This is a genomic window from Aliiroseovarius sp. xm-d-517 (assembly GCF_013283135.1).
Classification (GTDB): Bacteria; Pseudomonadota; Alphaproteobacteria; order Rhodobacterales; family Rhodobacteraceae; genus Aliiroseovarius; species Aliiroseovarius crassostreae.
This window is the reverse complement of record NZ_WBXT01000001.1, coordinates 3,002,244-3,017,775: the sequence shown is the minus strand read 5'-3', so window position 1 is coordinate 3,017,775 and position 15,532 is coordinate 3,002,244. Positions and strand designations below refer to the sequence as shown.

Genomic DNA, 15,532 nt, shown 5'->3' with positions numbered 1-15,532 from the left:
TGCTGCGGTCAAGGCATCAGGGTATGGCAAATGGTCCGGGCATATGGCCCAGAAAAGAGGGGCAGGCCAGATGTCACAGCTTTGCCCGCGTTTGCGCACAGTCCCTGTGCATCCCGCCCACTGGCGCACGACCCGGTTTTCCGGCAAGCTGGCAAAAGCGCGACAGGAGGCCCGGATGGCAGATGAAATCGATAATGCAGGCGGGGAGACCTCGGAGGTCAGCCCCCCGCACAGGCGAAGTTTCTGACCGGCAGCCTGATGCGACATATCACGGTGATGGCGCTGACCTCTTCCGTGGGCCTCATGGCGATTTTCCTTGTCGACCTTGTGGACATGATCTTTATCTCGTGGCTGGGGCGTGACGAGCTGGCGGCGGCGGTGGGCTATGCGGGCGCGATCCTTTTTTTCACCTCGTCTTTCGGGATCGGCATGTCCATCGCGGCAGGTGCATTGGTGGCCCGCGCGTTGGGAGAGGGCGAGGCGCAGAAAGCACGCAGGCGCGCAGCCACGGCCCTCTTTTACGGGGCCGTTCTGGGGGCCGTGTTTGCGGCAATTGTCTGGATGAATATCCGGCCTCTGGCGGCTCTTCTCGGGGCGTCTGGCACCACGCTTGATCTTGCTCAGCATTACCTGCAGATCATTCTGCCCTCACTGCCCGTTCTGATCATTGCCATGGTCGGAGGGGCGATCCTGCGCGCCCATGGGGATGCGCGCCGCGCGATGATGGCGACCATTTCCGGCGGCGCGGTCAATGCTGTCCTCGACCCGATCCTGATCTTTGGGCTGGGGCTGGACCTGACCGGTGCAGCCCTGGCCTCGGTCGCGGCACGGATCACCATCGCCATCCTGTCGATCTGGCCGATCCTGATCCATCATGGCGGCCTTGACCGCCCCACCCGCGACGCGTTCAGCGTCGATTTCCCCGACCTGATGAAGATTGCCATTCCCGCCATCCTGACGCAGTTTGCCACGCCGATTGGCCAGGCCTATATCACCCGCTCCATGTCGACCTTCGGGGAAGACGCGGTGGCGGGCATGGCCATTACCGGCCGGCTGGTGCCGGTGGCCTTTGGGGTGATTTTTGCGCTCTCTGGCGCGATCGGGCCGGTCATTGGCCAGAATTACGGGGCCGGGAACATGGACCGAGTGCGTCAGGCATTCCGGGACGGGCTGCTGTTCACCGCCATTGTCACCCTCTGTGTTGCCACGCTCCTGTTTGCCTTTCGCGCACCGATTGCGGATCTGTTCAACGCGCAGGGCATCGCACGCGAGCTGGTCTACCTGTTCTGTGGGCCGCTGGCATTGCTGTGGTTCTTCAACGGGGTGATTTTTGTCACCAATGCAGGCTTTAACAATCTGGGCCACCCGTTCCGCTCAACCATGATCAACTGGGGCCGTCAGACCGTGGGCACCGTGCCTTTCGTGATCCTTGGCGCGCAGCTTTGGGGCGCGCCGGGGGTGATGATCGGCTGGGCAATGGGCGGACTGGTCTTTGCGGTGATCGCCCTGGTGATGTTTAAGCGCATGTTGCTGCGCGAGACCTGCACCGTGGCCACTGGATTTACCCGGCAACGCCGTCAACTGGCGCTATTCAACTTCCGCCGCTAGGTCTTTGAGCCAGCCATCCACCAGATCCTTTTCCTCAGCAGACGTGACCTGCGCGCGGGGATAGATCGGATCGGCCCGGTCGTTTCGGATCGGCGCGTGCCAGCCATCTGTGGTCTGAAAGAAATGATCCACCCCCCTGCGGCCGAACACATCCAGATAGCCCTGCACCACCACGTCGAGATAGGACAGAAGCACCGGGTTTTCGCGCGTGGGGCCAAAATGCGCTCCGGGTTCAATGGCGTAAACCGCAAGATCCACCTCACCCGCCTGATGCGCCACCCTGCCATTTCCGCTCAGGCCATTTCCACTCTGGCCATTTCCTGTCTGGCCATTTAGCGGCACCCGCGCATAGGCCCGTTCGCGCAGGTCTAGTGCGTCCCAATCCGCACCGGGCACCGAAGCGATGAGGCCATCAATCTCACCCCCCTCAACGGGGACCGCGGTCAGGTAGCACACGGCCCTGAGCGGCGAGGCCCGCCACGCCCTGCGCCAGCCGCTCAGCCGGGCGGGTTGCGCGTTTTCATAAGAATGCGTGCGCCGGTTCACCAGCGATCCATATCCAAAGAAAAACGGGTCTTTCATAATCGGCCCCTCCTGCCCGCACCCTGCCCTGATCCTGGCACAAGGATCAACCATTGGAAATCAACCAAGGGATTGCCACACCGCCCGACCGGCGCTACCAAAATGAATAAGGCAAATTCTGGAGAGACCTTGATGAAATACACCGAAGAACATGAATGGCTGCGCGAAGAAGACGGGCTGATGGTGGTGGGCATTACCACACATGCCGCGGAACAGCTGGGCGACGTGGTGTTTGTGGAACTGCCGGAAGAGGGCGACACCGTGTCGAAAGACGATGAGGTCGTAGTGATCGAAAGCGTGAAAGCCGCCTCCGACATCCTGGCCCCTCTGGATGGCGAGATTGTCGAGGTGAACGAAGCACTCGCCGACAATCCCGGCGCGGTGAATGACGACCCGGAAGGCGAGGCGTGGTTTTTCAAGATAAAAGTCTCCGACCCCTCGCCGCTGGAAGATTACATGGACGAGGCAGGGTATAAGGCATTTATCGGCTGAGTGCTGCCCGCCCCCGAAAGATGCAACCCGCGCGGCCGCTCCGTGCGGGTTCTTTTGTTGGGGGGCTGCAGGGGGCGTTTCATTGCCGCCTGCCCTTGAAGTCCTTCATCATCGCATTAGATATGCATCAACTGGAATATGATAGAGACCCCGATAGAGACCCCCATGACCAAATCCCTGAAAATGACCTGCCTTGAGTGCAGCGCCGTCAATCGCGTGCCCGCAGACAAATTGGGCGCAGGGCCGAAATGCGGCACCTGTGGCGCGAAGATGAACGATGGCAAGGTGCGCGCCTTGGATCCGGCGACACTGGCCAAAGCCATGAAAAACGACGACGTGCCGCTGCTGGTGGATTTCTGGGCGCCATGGTGTGGTCCCTGCCGGATGATGGCCCCTGCTTTTGAACAGGCCGCCCGCGCGCTGGCCCCGCAGGCCCGGCTGGCCAAGATCAATACCGAAGACCATCCCAAAGTCTCGCAGAAACATGGCATTCGCGGCATTCCGGCGCTGATCCTGTTTCAGGGCGGGCGTGAGGTGACACGGCAGGCCGGCGCCATCCCCGCCCCGGCGATTGAGCAATTTGTTCGGAAAAACGCCAATATCCCAACCTGAAACCCGTACGCGCCCTTCACCGCGTCACGTTTGAAAGGGTATTATCCGAGTATTTCTGTCAGATTACTCTTTACCTCTCGGTCCATCCGGCGTAGAGCACGGAAAACGGAATGTTACCATGCTCTGCCGCCCCCTGCCCCTCGCCGCACTGTGTCTTGCCTTTTCCCCCTTCACCGCTTCGGCAGATGTGTCAACGGCGTTCGGAGACCCCCACCTGAAACATCTGCCGCTGACCGCTGCGCAAAAGGCAAAACGGGCGGCCGCGCTGCGATGGACCGAGGACTTCACCACCCCCGAGACATTCGAAGCCCTTCCCGGTGGGATCAGCACACAGCTGGCCCCTTCTGACCGCCCCCCCTTTTCCACCCCCGCACCGAAGCTGAGCGCAGAGGCACGGTTGGATTTCAGCCTCGGCGAGGCACTGTTTGAAAAGCTTTGGGTGGTGGGCCCTTCCTCCACCATATCTTCCGACGGGTTGGGCCCGCTTTACAATGCACGCGCCTGTTCCGCCTGCCACCAGCAGGATGGGCGTGGGATGCCCCCCAAGGATGCCATGGATCCAACGCCGGGGCTGGTGCTGCGGCTATCAGTGCCCGGTGCGGAAGAAAACGCCCCGTTCAGGCCGCACCCGATCTATGGCGCGCAATTGCAGGACCGCGCCATCACCGGCCACGCGGCAGAGGGCAAGCTTCAACTGCGCCACACGACCACGCCGGTCCTGCTGGCGGAGGGTGAGGTGGTTGAGCTGCGCAGGCCCGAATATGAAATCACCCAGCTCTCTCATGGTGCCCCCGGAGAGGCGCTGATGACCTCCCCCCGGATTGCTCCGCAGATGATCGGGCTGGGGCTGCTTGAAGCCATCCCCGAGGCCGATATCCTTGCCCTTGCGGACCCCGAGGACAGGGATGGTGATGGGATTTCCGGAAAGGCGCAAAAGGTCTGGTCACGCGAATATGACCAATGGATGCTGGGCCGGTTTGGTCACAAGGCCGGCAATCCGACCCTGCGCCAGCAATCGGCAGATGCGGCAAACGGGGATATCGGCCTTTCCAGCCCCTTATTTCCCGCAGCCTGGGGCGATTGCACCGACGCGCAGACAGCGTGCCGCACTGAGCGGGATGGCAACTCGCCCAGCCAGGACAATGTCGAATTGGGGGCACAGGCGCTGGATCTGCTGACCCATTATACGGCCAATCTGGCTGTGCCCGCCCGTCGCTCTCCTAACGCCCCCGAGGTGCTGCGCGGCAAGGCCCTTTTCTACGACACCGGTTGCGCCGCCTGTCATAACCCCAAATTTGTCACCCACCCGCTGGACGGGGACCCCACCCGCTCGTTCCAGCTGATCTGGCCCTATAGCGACCTGTTGTTACATGACATGGGCGAGGGGCTGGCGGATCACCGCCCGGAGGGGCTGGCAACCGGACGCGAATGGCGCACACCGCCGCTTTGGGGCATTGGCCTGACCCGGCAGGTCTCGGGGCGCGAGGCCTATCTGCATGACGGGCGCGCGCGCAGCCTGCTTGAGGCGATCCTGTGGCATGGGGGCGAGGCAGAGGCCGCCCGGAACCGGGTGCAGCAAATGACGCGTTCTGACCGCAACGATCTGATTTCTTTTGTGAGTTCGCTATGAAACCTTTCCTTGTCATCGCAGCAGCCTGCCTGCTTCCCCTGACCGGTTGGGCCGGAAACCCCGATCATGGCGCCATGGGCGACCGGCTGTTAGGCGTGTTGCAGCATCAATTCGGCACGTTCCAGACCCATGCGACCCAGCTGGCCGAGGAGGCAGAGGGGTTTTGCGCAGGGCGCAGCACGGAAGAAGAGGTCACTTCCGCCTTTCGCGCCACCTGGCTTGCCTGGGCGCCCCTCGACCCGTATCAGTTCGGTCCGATGGAAACCCTCGGCGCGGCGTTGCGGGTGAACTTTTTCCCGGACAAGAAAGGGTTTGTCGGGCGGGCATTGACACAGCTGCGGCGGCTCTCGGCCGAGGAGCAGGCCAATCCGGCGGTCATCGCACGCTATTCGGTCGCGGCGCAGGGATTGCCGGCAATTGAACGGCTTTTGTTTGATGCCCCGCGTGACGCCCCCGCCCAATGCCCGGTCCTGATCGGCATCACCGGCCAGCTGGCCGCCACATCCAACGCCCTTTACGATCAGTGGTTCGGCCAGCCGGGTTGGGCGGATCTGGTGCGCAGCGCCGGGCCGGACAACCCGACCTATCTGAGCGATCAGGAGTTTTCGCGCCAGATGTTCACCGCGCTTGGGTTTTCCATCCTGCGGATGCGTGACCATCGCCTGAAACGCCCGCTGGGCAGTTATCAACGTGCCTTTCCGAAACGTGCCGAAGCCTGGCGCGCGGGGCTCAGCACCCGGATCATCGCCGCCCAGCTGCACGGGATGGAACCGGTGATCTCGAACGGGTTTGGCCCGGCCCTCCCGGAGGAAATCCGGGCAGAGCTGACCCGGAGGCTTTCCGACCTCGCACAACGGCTGGAAAAGATTGATCAACCGTTGCAGAATGCGGTGGAAGATCCGCTTTTACGGGTTCGGATCGAAGGGGTGATCAGCCGGTTTCAGACCCTGCAGATCTATCTTGAGGACACGGTGGGCCCGGCACTTGGCCTGCAGGCCGGGTTCAGCGCAGGGGATGGGGATTGATCAGATGAAACGACGCCACTTTCTGGCCTCTGCCGCCGCCCTTGCCACCGCCCCCGGCCTGACCGGGTGGGCCGCAGTAGGCGCACCGGATGTCATCACCGCCGCCAACCGGCCTGACAAATCCACCTGGCTGGTCGGGCTGCAGGCAGACGGTACATTGTGTTTCCAACTGCCCCTGCCCGGTCGCGGCCATGGCGCCACGCCCCATCCCACCCGCGCCGAAGTGGTCGGGTTTGCCCGCCGCCCGGGCAGGTTTGCGGTTGTGCTGGACTGCGTGAGGGGACGGGAACGCGCGCGGATCATCAGCCCGCCCGGGCGCCATTTCTATGGGCATGGCGCGTTTTCCTCTGATGGTAACCTCCTGTTTGCCACCGAAAACAACTATGATGACCTGACCGGGGCAATTGGCATTTACGATGCTGACAGGGCCTATCGGCGGGTGGGAGAACTGCCATCCGGCGGCCTTGGCCCCCATGAAATCCTGCGCCGTGAGGAAGGTGGGTTTGTGGTTGCCAATGGGGGAATTCAGACCCATCCCGATATGCCCCGCGCCCGGTTGAACATCCCCAGCATGCGCTCCTCTCTGGTCTATCTGGATGCGAAAGGGGTGCTGGAGGAACAGGTGTTTCTACCTGAAAACATGCAGAAAAACTCGATCCGTCATATCGACATTGCCGCCGATGGCGCGGTGTTGATGGCGCTGCAATGGCAGGGCAACCCGCTGGATGACGTGCCGTTGGTGGCGCGCCATAAGCGGGGCGAAGAGATCACCCTTCTGACCCATCCCGAGCAGGGGCAGCTGAAAAACTATGCCGGATCGATCGCCTATGCGCCGCATGATGGGGGATTTGCCGTCACCGGCCCGAAAGGCAGCGTGGTGATTTACTTTGACGCCGAAGGACAGCCTGCCGGGGCGCGCTCCCTCGGGACGGCCTCTGGCGTGGCACGCAGCCGCGCGGGCGGGCTGATCATTTCCTGTGACGGGGGGCTGTTTCACCATGACTCCCTGGGCGATCACTTTACCCCGGTGGCGGGCGAGTGGGCCTGGGACAACCACCTGATCGCGGTGTGATCGCGGCGCCAAGGGTCCTGATCAGTCGAAAAACTCCCAGCTGTCTGCCCCATCAAAACGGCGGATGCGCAGCCCGTGCAATGCTGCGGGGTCTGCCATGTTCAGATTGACGGCAAACCGATCCTGATCCGCGGCGGACCCCGGCCCCCAATGGGTCACGCAGCCACAGGTTTTGCAGGCATGAAAATCAATCAGGTGGTCGCCCCAGGAATAGCTGGTCACGTGATCCTCCCCGGTCAGGATACGCCCTTCATTCGGGGGGCAATGCGCCCATGTGGCGGCATATCTGCGACAGATCGAACAATTGCACCGCACCGCAAATTCCGGACGGCTCACTTCGAAGGTGACCTTGCCGCAATGGCAGCGTCCCTGGATCATGTCACTCATTCTGAAACCCTTTCGCAGTTCATTGCTGCCACAGTTTCAAACCGGGGAGGGTTTCGCAAGCTTTCCCCTTTTGCCCGCCCAGGGATCCGTGAAGAAAGGCAGAATGTAACCATTTCAGGGCGGAGGACCCCCATGTCCCTTTTACATCTTTTGCAACAAGCCCAGAACGGTCAGGGCCTGTCGGTGCTGGCCGAACAGATTGGCCTGGATCCGGCACAGGCCACCCAGCTGACCGAGATGCTGGCCCCTCAGCTTGGTCAGGCCACCAAAGCACAGGTTGAAAACGGCGGCCTGTCCGGTGTGATCGGCGCGTTGCAGGGGCAAGAACAGGCCGCGCTATATGAGGATGCAAGCCTTGCCGCAAGCGCGCAGGGCCAGGCACAGGGCGCCCAGTTCCTGACCGGCATTCTGGGCGACAAAGGCACCAAAAACCTTGCCAAACAAGCGGCCAGCAGCACCGGGATCGAGCTTGACCAGATCGCTGCATTCCTGCCGGCGCTCGCGGCGATGGTCCAGGGCGGGTTGCAGAAATCCATGCCGGACGAGACGCTTTCCACCATGATGCCTGAGCGAACCGGCGCAGGTGGGTTGATGTCACTGGTCAGCGGGGTTCTGGGCAAGTCAATGGACGATGCCCCCAAATCCGGCCCGGCTCTGGATCTGTTGACTTCTTTTCTTGACGCAGATGGCGACGGATCGGTGATGGACGACATTCTGGAGAAGATTCAGGGCTGATTTCCATATACATGTTAAGGGGTTATGCGGTGACAAAGCGCCGCATAACCGGGGTGTTTGCTTGCGAAACCGGGGCGGGAATGACAGGCAGGCGGCAGGACACCCCACCGCAGAGGACCCCATGCGCCACTTTTTGCTTCTCCCCCCGACCCTTGTCGCCATCAGCCTAGCAACCGGGGCCGCCATGGCGGAACCTTCGGCCATGGTGCGTCATTTCTTTGCCCAGTTTGACACGGATGGCAGCCAGTCGGTGAGCCTCAAGGAGCTCGCCTCGGCGCGCACGGCGGACTTCCTGAAATTTGATATGGATGGGGACCGGGCTCTGACAGCCGAGGAGTTTGCCCGCCTGACCCTTGCCCATGCCGCGCATGAGGCCACGCCCGAGGTCAGCGCCCTTGGCGACAAACCGCACCGTATCCTTGCCAGCCTGAGCTGGGAGGAAAGCGACCTTGACGGGAATGGCCTGGTCAGCAAGGCCGAATATCAGGGCAATTCTGCCCTCTGGTTCAAGCGGGTGGACACCGACCTTGATGGCAGCATCACCGCCCACGAGCTCGACGCCTGGTAAAGACCTCCGCGTAACAGACCACCCTGCGCCTGCTTTCACCGGCACCCTGATCGCCCCCATAGCCAGATAAAGAAAAAGCCCCGGCACATGTCCGGGGCTTTTCCAGTTTCAAACCAGATCGCGGTTACGCACCTTCTGCGTTTTTGCGGATGGTTTCGTTTTTCGGGTCATAGGGGCTGTCGACGGTCACTTCCGCATCCCACAGGTTGCCCATGATCTTGACCTTGAGCTTCTGGCCCGGAACGGCAAGCTCCGGCGGCAGGTAGCCCATGCCGATCGACTTCTCAAACGCCACCGAGTAGCCGCCCGAGGTGAGACGACCCACTTTCTTGCCATCAAGGAACAGCGCCTCGCGGCCCCACGGATCCGCATCATCCGGCCCGTCGATCAAGAGGGTGCAGCATTTGAAACGCACGCCTTTCTCGATCATCGCTTCTTTGCCGTGGAAGTCTTTTTCCAGGTCGATGAAGCGTGGCAGGTCGGCCTCGGCCGGGGTCGCGTCGCGGCCCAGCTCGGTGCCGAACGCACGGTAGGATTTCTCCTGACGCAGCCAGTTCTGTGCACGGGCGCCAACCAGCTTCATGCCATGTTTCTCACCAGCTTTTTCAAGCAGATCAAACAGATAGTTCTGCATTTCGATCGGGTGGTGAAGTTCCCAACCCAGCTCACCCGTGTACGCCACACGGATCGCATTGACCGGGCACATGCCCAGTTCGATCTGCTTGGCCGAGAGCCACGGGAAGCGTTTGTTGGTCAGCGCAGTGGCCGGATCGGCATCCACGATGATCTCGTTCAGCACGTCACGCGACTTGGGTCCTGCGATGGCAAACACGCCCCACTGCGTGGTCACGTCCTGGATCTCGATGTAACCGAACTCTTCCATTTTATCTTCTGCGGCTTTGCGCAGGAAGTCGGCGTCATATTCGGTCCAGGCACCGGCGGAAACGAGGTAGTAGTTGTTCTCGCCATTGCGCACGATGGTGTATTCGGTGCGGGTGGTGCCGGCCTCGGTCAGGGCATAGGTCAGGTTGATGCGGCCGATTTTCGGCAGTTTGTTACAGGTAAACCAGTCGAGGAACTGGGTGGCACCCGGGCCTTTGACCACGTGTTTGGTGAAGGCGGTGGCGTCGATGAGGCCGACGCCTTCGCGGATCGCCTTGGCTTCTTCCACGGCGTATTTCCACCACTCACCCCGGCGGAACGAACGGCTTTCTTCGTCGAAGTTTTCCGGTGCGTTCAGCGGGCCGTAGTAGTTCGGGCGTTCCCAGCCGTTGACCCAGCCAAATTGCGCACCGCGCTCTTTTTGCCGGTCATAGGCGGGCGAGCAGCGCAGCGGGCGACAGGCCGGGCGCTCTTCGTCCGGGTGGTGCAGAATGTAGACATGCTCGTAGCATTCTTCGTTCTTGCGCGCTGCAAACTCGGTGGTCATCCAGTTGGATGAATAGCGTTTCGGGTCGAGCGACGCCATGTCGATCTCGGCCTCACCATCGACCATCATCTGGGCGAGGTAGTAACCGGTGCCGCCAGCCGCGGTGATCCCGAAGGAGAAGCCTTCGGCCAGCCACATGTTGCGCAGACCCGGCGCCGGACCGACCAGCGGGTTGCCGTCGGGGGTGTAGCAGATCGGGCCGTTGAAATCGTCTTTCAGACCCGATTCAGCACAGGACGGCACGCGTTCCGCCATTGCCATATACTGATCCGCAATCCGGTCCAGATCCAGCGGGAACAGGTCGGCGCGGAAGCTGTCCGGCACGCCATGTTCGAAACGGGCCGGGGCGCCGCGCTCATAGATGCCGAGGATCCAGCCGCCACGCTCTTCGCGGGCATAAGATTCGTTGTCGGCGTCACGCACAACCGGGTGCTCCGGGTTGCCCGCTTCGCGCCATTTCACCAGTTCGGGATCCTGGTCCATAACGATGAAGGTGTGTTCCACCGGGATCGCCGGCATCTTGATGCCCAGCATCTTGGCGGTGCGTTGGGCGTGGTTGCCCGAGGCGGTCACGACGTGTTCAGCGGTGATCACGACCTTCTCATCGCTCTCAATCAGGTTGCCGCCTTTTTCCACCATCTTGGTGCAGGTCACTTCCCAGTGGGTGCCGTTCCAGTGGAAGTCATCGGCCTGCATCTTGCGCACAATCTCAACGCCGCGCTGACGGGCGCCCTTGGCCATGGCCTGGGTCACGTCGGCGGGGTTAATATAGCCGTCTTCGGTGTGGTAAAGCGCACCCTTCAGGTCCGAGGTCTCGATCAGCGGCCAGCGTTCCTTGATCTGGTCCGGGGTCAGGAACTCATAGTTGATGCCCACGGTGTCCGCGGTCGAGGCGTAGAGCTGGTATTCGTCCATCCGCTCATCAGTCTGCGCCATCCGCAGGTTGCCCACCACGGCAAAACCGGCATTCAACCCGGTTTCCGCTTCCAGTTCCTTATAGAACTTGACCGAATAGTCGTGGATGTGGGTGGTGGCATAGCTCATGTTGAAGAGCGGCAGCAGGCCTGCTGCGTGCCAGGTCGAGCCGGAGGTCAGCTCGTCACGCTCGATCAGCATGACATCATCCCAGCCCGCTTTGGCCAGATGATAGGCGATCGACGTGCCAACGGCACCACCGCCGACGACAAGCGCTTTGACTTGAGTTTTCATGGACGACTCCCTTTGGGAAAACTGTTTGCGTATTTGTGCCGCAAATCCGGTTGCATCTCAAAGTCTGGCCGACCGAAAACAGGGAAAAAGCGACATGGACGCACTCCGTCCGCCAGATAAGGCGCCGATCCGATGCGTCATGCCCCGCCAAATGCCCCCCTGCCCTTGCCACGCCGCGGGGAAAAACACGACCGGTCCTGCAGGTGAACGCGCGGCTTCAGGGGCCGAAATTTCGGGTCACGGGCAGCGTGTCCCCAATGAGCGCGGCCAGCTCGGCACGTTTTGGATGGTCCGGCAACAGCAGGCTGTAACACAGGTAATCTTCGACAATCGTGGCCTGCGCTTCGAAATTGAAGGCCAGCAGCGTGTTGTGGCCTTTGTCGGGCCAGTAATACGGGTCACCTTCGCGGAAGGATTCGGCCCCGGATTTCAGCGTGGTGAACCCGGTCCGCGCGCGGTTCTGATACTGCCAGACATGGACCAGTTCATGTGCCATCAGAAGCGACTGCGCCATGGGCAGCGCCGCTGGCCAGCCCGCAAACATGTCGGGGCGATAGGCGGCACGCACCAAAAACACCTGATTGCCCAGCACGAACCCTGCCGGGAACCGCCAGCCCACCGCATCAGGGGTGGCCACCCGGTCGCAGGCATCCTTGGGAATATCGTTGCCCGGGACAGGCGCAGGGCGCCCGCCATCTTGCCCCGTCTTTTCCGCCAGACGCGCCGCGCGTCCATCAGATGGCGCCTGTGTTGGCAGGGCTGCCAGCCCGATCCCGATGCGCACCCGCACCGGCTCCGGGTCGAAACTGTCGCCAAAAACCTCCTGCGCCAAAGCGCGCTCATTTGGGGTCAGCGGACGGGCACAGCCCGCCACCACGGCGATCAGCCCCAGCCCGAACAGCAGCGTCTTAGAAAGAGCGGCGCGCATGTCTGACTTTCCGCCCCATCAACACCAGCCCCACCAAGAGGCCAAACCCTCCCGCAAGATAGGAGGTGTCATGCAACATCGCGGCCCGGCCAAATCCGATCGCATCAATGGTGCCGCGCGGCAGGGGAATATGCTCCATCGGCGGGTCCGCCAGCAGGCTGAGCATCCCCAGCGCAAAGGTCAGCACCACCACCAGCACTGCAATGCCCGCAAAGGCCCGCCAGGCGGCGCGCCCATCCGGGATCGCCAGTGACAAAAGCGCAATTGGCAGTCCGATCACCACTCCCATCCACCAGCTGGCCTGCCAGCCCACCCAGGCGGCGCCCATACGCGGGGCCAGCTCAGGCGAGATGCGGAACTGGATGAATTTGAACGCGTGGAAATAATCCGGGCCAACGCTGTAGCTGACCTGATTATGCACCATGCCATAAAGGCCCGCCAACAGGCAGGCCAATCCAACCATCAGGATCAGTTGAAGCACTCGAAACATGGTGAAAGCCTAGCAACCCCAATCGGGGAGGGAAAGAGGCACGACCCCTTTCCCTGGCCCTTTCTCCTGGGTTTTGTCCGCAGGTCGCAGGACCTGCCTGGGGCATGGCCCGTGTTACAGCATCCCCGGAACAACCTGGTCCGGCGGGCGGTGGCCATCTTCGAAGGTCTTGATGTTCAACAGCACCTTCTCCCCCATCTCCAGCCGGCCCTCAACCGTGGCCGAGGCCATATGCGGCAAAGACACGACATTCGGCAGATCCCGCAGTCCGGGATTGATCTCTTCGCCATTTTCGTAAACGTCGAGCCCGGCCCCTGCGATTTCACCCGCCTGCAGCATCCGCGTCAGCGCGTTTTCGTCGATCACTTCGCCGCGCGAGGTGTTCACGATCACCGCTTCGGGCTTCAGCAGCTTCAGTCGGCGGGCATTCATCAGGTGGAAGGTAGAAGGGGTGTGCGGGCAGTTGACCGAAATCACGTCCATACGCGACACCATCTGATCAAGGCTTTCCCAATAGGTGGCCTCATATCGCGCTTCGATATCCTTATGCAGGCGTCTGCGGTTGTGATAGTGGATCTGCATGCCAAAGGCGCGGGCGCGTTCTGCCACGGCCTGACCGACACGGCCCATGCCGATGATCCCCACGCGACGCCCCTGAATGCGGTTGCCCAGAAGCGCGGTCGGAGACCAACCCTGCCACTTGCCGCTATCCATCTCACGAATGCCCTCGGGGATGCGGCGCGTGACCGCAAGGATCAACGCAATCGCCATATCCGCCGTGTCATCCGCCGACACACCGGGGGTATTGGACACCAGAACGCCACGCTGACGCGCGGTGCCCACATCAATATGATCCACACCGGCACCATAATTGGCGATCAGGCGCAGGCGCTCTCCGGCTGCAGCCAGCATATTGGCGTCGATCTGGTCATTGACCGTGGAGACCAGCACGTCGCAGTTTTTCATGGCCTCGACCAGCTCTGCACGCGTCATCGGGGTCTCGCTGTCGCGCAGCGTGACGTCAAAAAGTTCTTTCATCCGGGTCTCGACAACCTCGGGCAACCGTCGCGTGACAACAACACTCAGACGTTCCGCAGCCATTATGGCACTCCCTTTACTTCCCTTTTCCGCGTCTCCCTGCCAAACTGCCTGCAAATGAGGTGAGGCACAAGCAGCAACGATGACGCATGCGCAATAATATTGCGCGGAGCGGGGGCTGCAATAGACAAAAAGAACTCTGATGCGATTTTTTGCAGGTTTGCTTTCGGCATTCATAAGCGTCATGCCCCTGGGCACGCTGGCAGATGAAATCCCGCGTGGCAAAGTCACCAATCTCCCGATCCCACGCTATGTGTCGCTTAAGGCGAGCGAAGGGAATGTGCGGCGCGGCCCGTCCCTGCGCCACCGGATTGACTGGGTGTTCAAACATCGCGGTCTGCCGCTGGAAGTGGTGGGGGAATTTGGCCATTGGCGTCAGATACGCGACCGGGACGGGGTGGGCGGCTGGGTGCATTACTCGCTCCTGTCCGGGGTGCGGCATGTGATCATCGACACCGACCTGACCCCGCTTTATTCCCGCGCGGATGAAAGCGCGCAGGTCAATGCCTATCTGGAAGCCGGTGTCATCGCACGGGTCGAGAAATGCGGGCCGGTCTGGTGCAGGTTGCAGGCGGATGGCATTCGCGGCTGGACCACCAAACCCAATATCTGGGGCGTCAATCCCGACGAGGTGATCGAATGATTGAGCTTCTGACCCATCCCAACAAGGCCCGCGCCACCGGATCCCGCCGCGTCGTGTTTCATGCAGATGCCGCCTGGATGAATTCGATTGAGGCGCAGGAACACCCGATTTTCGACCAGATCCAAAAGGCGTTCGCACGGCGCTCGATCCCGGTGCAGCGGGTCAGGCTGGACAGCCCGGCCGCGGGCAGGGTGCTGGACGATCCCGATGCCGCCCATATCATGCTCGGGGACAATGCCCGGTTTGGTTCGCGGATCCTGCATCTGTGGCGCGCCCCTGTCTGGGGGTTCTGGCATCTGGACGAGCTGGGCGCGGAGTGGCAGTCGGCGCTGCGGCTGAGCGAATTCGACGCCAGCAGCATCGACGAAGAACGCGCCACCTATTTCTTCAACGGGGTCACCGGCTATATGCTGCGCGAAAACGTGTCACTGTCGGTGCAGGAAGAGCGGATGCATGGCAGCCTGCAGGGCGCCAAGGCCACGGTGTTCTGTCAGGCCAGCCGGGATGACGACGCGCAAAGCTGTTACCTGTCGAGCGAAAACATGATCCGGATCACGGCCGAGTTCGACCCGAAGGCGCTGGTCTATGTCAAGCTGGACCCGGCCATTGGCAAGGATCAGCGGCGGCGCATCATGGCAATCACCCAAGATTACCAGAACGTGCGCCTGACCGATGCCTCCGTGCATGATCTGGTTGAGGCCTCTGATCTGGCCGTGACCCAGAACGCGACACAGGGGTTTGAGGCATTGATGCAGAAATGCCCGGTGATCTATTGCGCCAAATCCCCCTACTGGCAGGCGGCACTCACGGCGAAAACCGCAGGCGACCTGCGCGAGGCGCTGGAATTCGGCACGCTGGGCATGTTCGACTTTCCCTATGAGAAATATTTCTACTGGGCGCTGGTGCGACACGGGCTGGAACCCGCCAAAGATGTCTTTGTAAAACGGTTCATGGCGCGGTTTTACGACAAGGTGATGTGGCGCTGATCGCGCCCACCGCTCAGCACAAGGTTGCAACTATTTAA

The 15,532-nt window shown here is 61.6% G+C and carries 16 protein-coding genes; 10 read left to right on the top strand and 6 right to left on the bottom strand.

Annotated features, from left to right (window positions below; translation table 11 throughout):
• The first annotated feature begins 258 nt into the window (after nt 1-258).
• A complete protein-coding gene (locus XMD517_RS14365) occupies nt 259-1,608 on the top strand; it encodes an MATE family efflux transporter (protein WP_173485258.1) in 1,350 nt (449 codons plus the stop codon).
• Here XMD517_RS14365 and XMD517_RS14360 read toward each other — a convergent pair.
• Nucleotides 1,588-2,190 (bottom strand): gamma-glutamylcyclotransferase family protein, encoded by a 603-nt coding sequence (locus XMD517_RS14360; RefSeq protein WP_173485257.1) that lies wholly within the window; start codon nt 2,188-2,190, stop codon nt 1,588-1,590. The two genes, XMD517_RS14365 and XMD517_RS14360, sit on opposite strands and share 21 nt — an antisense overlap.
• A gap of 132 nt (nt 2,191-2,322) precedes the next feature.
• Between XMD517_RS14360 and gcvH the strand changes: the two genes are divergently transcribed.
• The 5 genes from gcvH to XMD517_RS14335 all read left to right on the top strand — a co-directional run bounded on the left by gcvH (nt 2,323) and on the right by XMD517_RS14335 (nt 7,021).
• Entirely contained in the window at nt 2,323-2,682 is a 360-nt protein-coding gene (gene gcvH / locus XMD517_RS14355; RefSeq protein WP_173485256.1) for a glycine cleavage system protein GcvH, read from the top strand.
• Nucleotides 2,683-2,847: 165 nt separating this feature from the next.
• Entirely contained in the window at nt 2,848-3,294 is a 447-nt protein-coding gene (gene trxC, locus XMD517_RS14350) for a thioredoxin TrxC (protein ID WP_173485255.1), read from the top strand.
• A gap of 118 nt (nt 3,295-3,412) precedes the next feature.
• On the top strand, nt 3,413-4,924 hold the full coding sequence (locus XMD517_RS14345; RefSeq protein WP_173485254.1) for a di-heme oxidoredictase family protein: 1,512 nt from the start codon (nt 3,413-3,415) through the stop codon (nt 4,922-4,924).
• Nucleotides 4,921-5,949, top strand: coding sequence for an imelysin family protein (locus XMD517_RS14340; RefSeq protein WP_173487952.1), 1,029 nt, complete (start codon nt 4,921-4,923; stop codon nt 5,947-5,949). The genes XMD517_RS14345 and XMD517_RS14340 overlap by 4 nt, the downstream gene beginning before the upstream one ends.
• 4 nt (nt 5,950-5,953) lie before the next feature.
• The gene (locus tag XMD517_RS14335) at nt 5,954-7,021 is read left to right on the top strand and encodes a DUF1513 domain-containing protein (RefSeq protein ID WP_173485252.1); all 1,068 of its coding nucleotides are present in this window, start codon (nt 5,954-5,956) and stop codon (nt 7,019-7,021) included.
• A gap of 21 nt (nt 7,022-7,042) precedes the next feature.
• Here XMD517_RS14335 and XMD517_RS14330 read toward each other — a convergent pair whose 3' ends face one another.
• On the bottom strand, nt 7,043-7,408 hold the full coding sequence (locus tag XMD517_RS14330; RefSeq protein ID WP_217360416.1) for a GFA family protein: 366 nt from the start codon (nt 7,406-7,408) through the stop codon (nt 7,043-7,045).
• A gap of 132 nt (nt 7,409-7,540) precedes the next feature.
• On the opposite strand from XMD517_RS14330, the gene XMD517_RS14325 reads away from it, so the two are divergent.
• Together XMD517_RS14325 and XMD517_RS14320 are read left to right on the top strand one after the other, a co-directional pair.
• A complete protein-coding gene (locus XMD517_RS14325; RefSeq protein ID WP_173485251.1) occupies nt 7,541-8,143 on the top strand; it encodes a DUF937 domain-containing protein in 603 nt (200 codons plus the stop codon).
• Nucleotides 8,144-8,264: 121 nt separating this feature from the next.
• A complete protein-coding gene (locus tag XMD517_RS14320; RefSeq protein WP_173485250.1) occupies nt 8,265-8,711 on the top strand; it encodes an EF-hand domain-containing protein in 447 nt (148 codons plus the stop codon).
• Between the two features lie 124 nt (nt 8,712-8,835).
• On the opposite strand, the gene XMD517_RS14315 is transcribed toward XMD517_RS14320, so the two are convergent.
• The 4 genes from XMD517_RS14315 to XMD517_RS14300 form a co-directional block, all read right to left on the bottom strand.
• Nucleotides 8,836-11,349, bottom strand: coding sequence for an FAD-dependent oxidoreductase (locus XMD517_RS14315; protein ID WP_173485249.1), 2,514 nt, complete (start codon nt 11,347-11,349; stop codon nt 8,836-8,838).
• A 217-nt stretch (nt 11,350-11,566) separates the two neighbouring features.
• Entirely contained in the window at nt 11,567-12,277 is a 711-nt protein-coding gene (locus XMD517_RS14310) for a hypothetical protein (protein WP_173485248.1), read from the bottom strand.
• Complete coding sequence (locus XMD517_RS14305; RefSeq protein ID WP_173485247.1) at nt 12,258-12,767, bottom strand: hypothetical protein; 510 nt, start codon at nt 12,765-12,767, stop codon at nt 12,258-12,260. Before XMD517_RS14305 ends, XMD517_RS14310 begins: the two co-directional genes overlap by 20 nt.
• A 114-nt stretch (nt 12,768-12,881) precedes the next feature.
• On the bottom strand, nt 12,882-13,868 hold the full coding sequence (locus XMD517_RS14300) for a D-glycerate dehydrogenase (RefSeq protein WP_173485246.1): 987 nt from the start codon (nt 13,866-13,868) through the stop codon (nt 12,882-12,884).
• 139 nt (nt 13,869-14,007) lie between these two features.
• Here XMD517_RS14300 and XMD517_RS14295 point away from each other — a divergent pair, with 139 nt between their 5' ends.
• Entirely contained in the window at nt 14,008-14,508 is a 501-nt protein-coding gene (locus XMD517_RS14295; RefSeq protein WP_173485245.1) for an SH3 domain-containing protein, read from the top strand.
• On the top strand, nt 14,505-15,494 hold the full coding sequence (locus XMD517_RS14290) for a hypothetical protein (RefSeq protein ID WP_173485244.1): 990 nt from the start codon (nt 14,505-14,507) through the stop codon (nt 15,492-15,494). Before XMD517_RS14295 ends, XMD517_RS14290 begins: the two co-directional genes overlap by 4 nt.
• Nucleotides 15,495-15,532 lie beyond the last annotated feature (38 nt).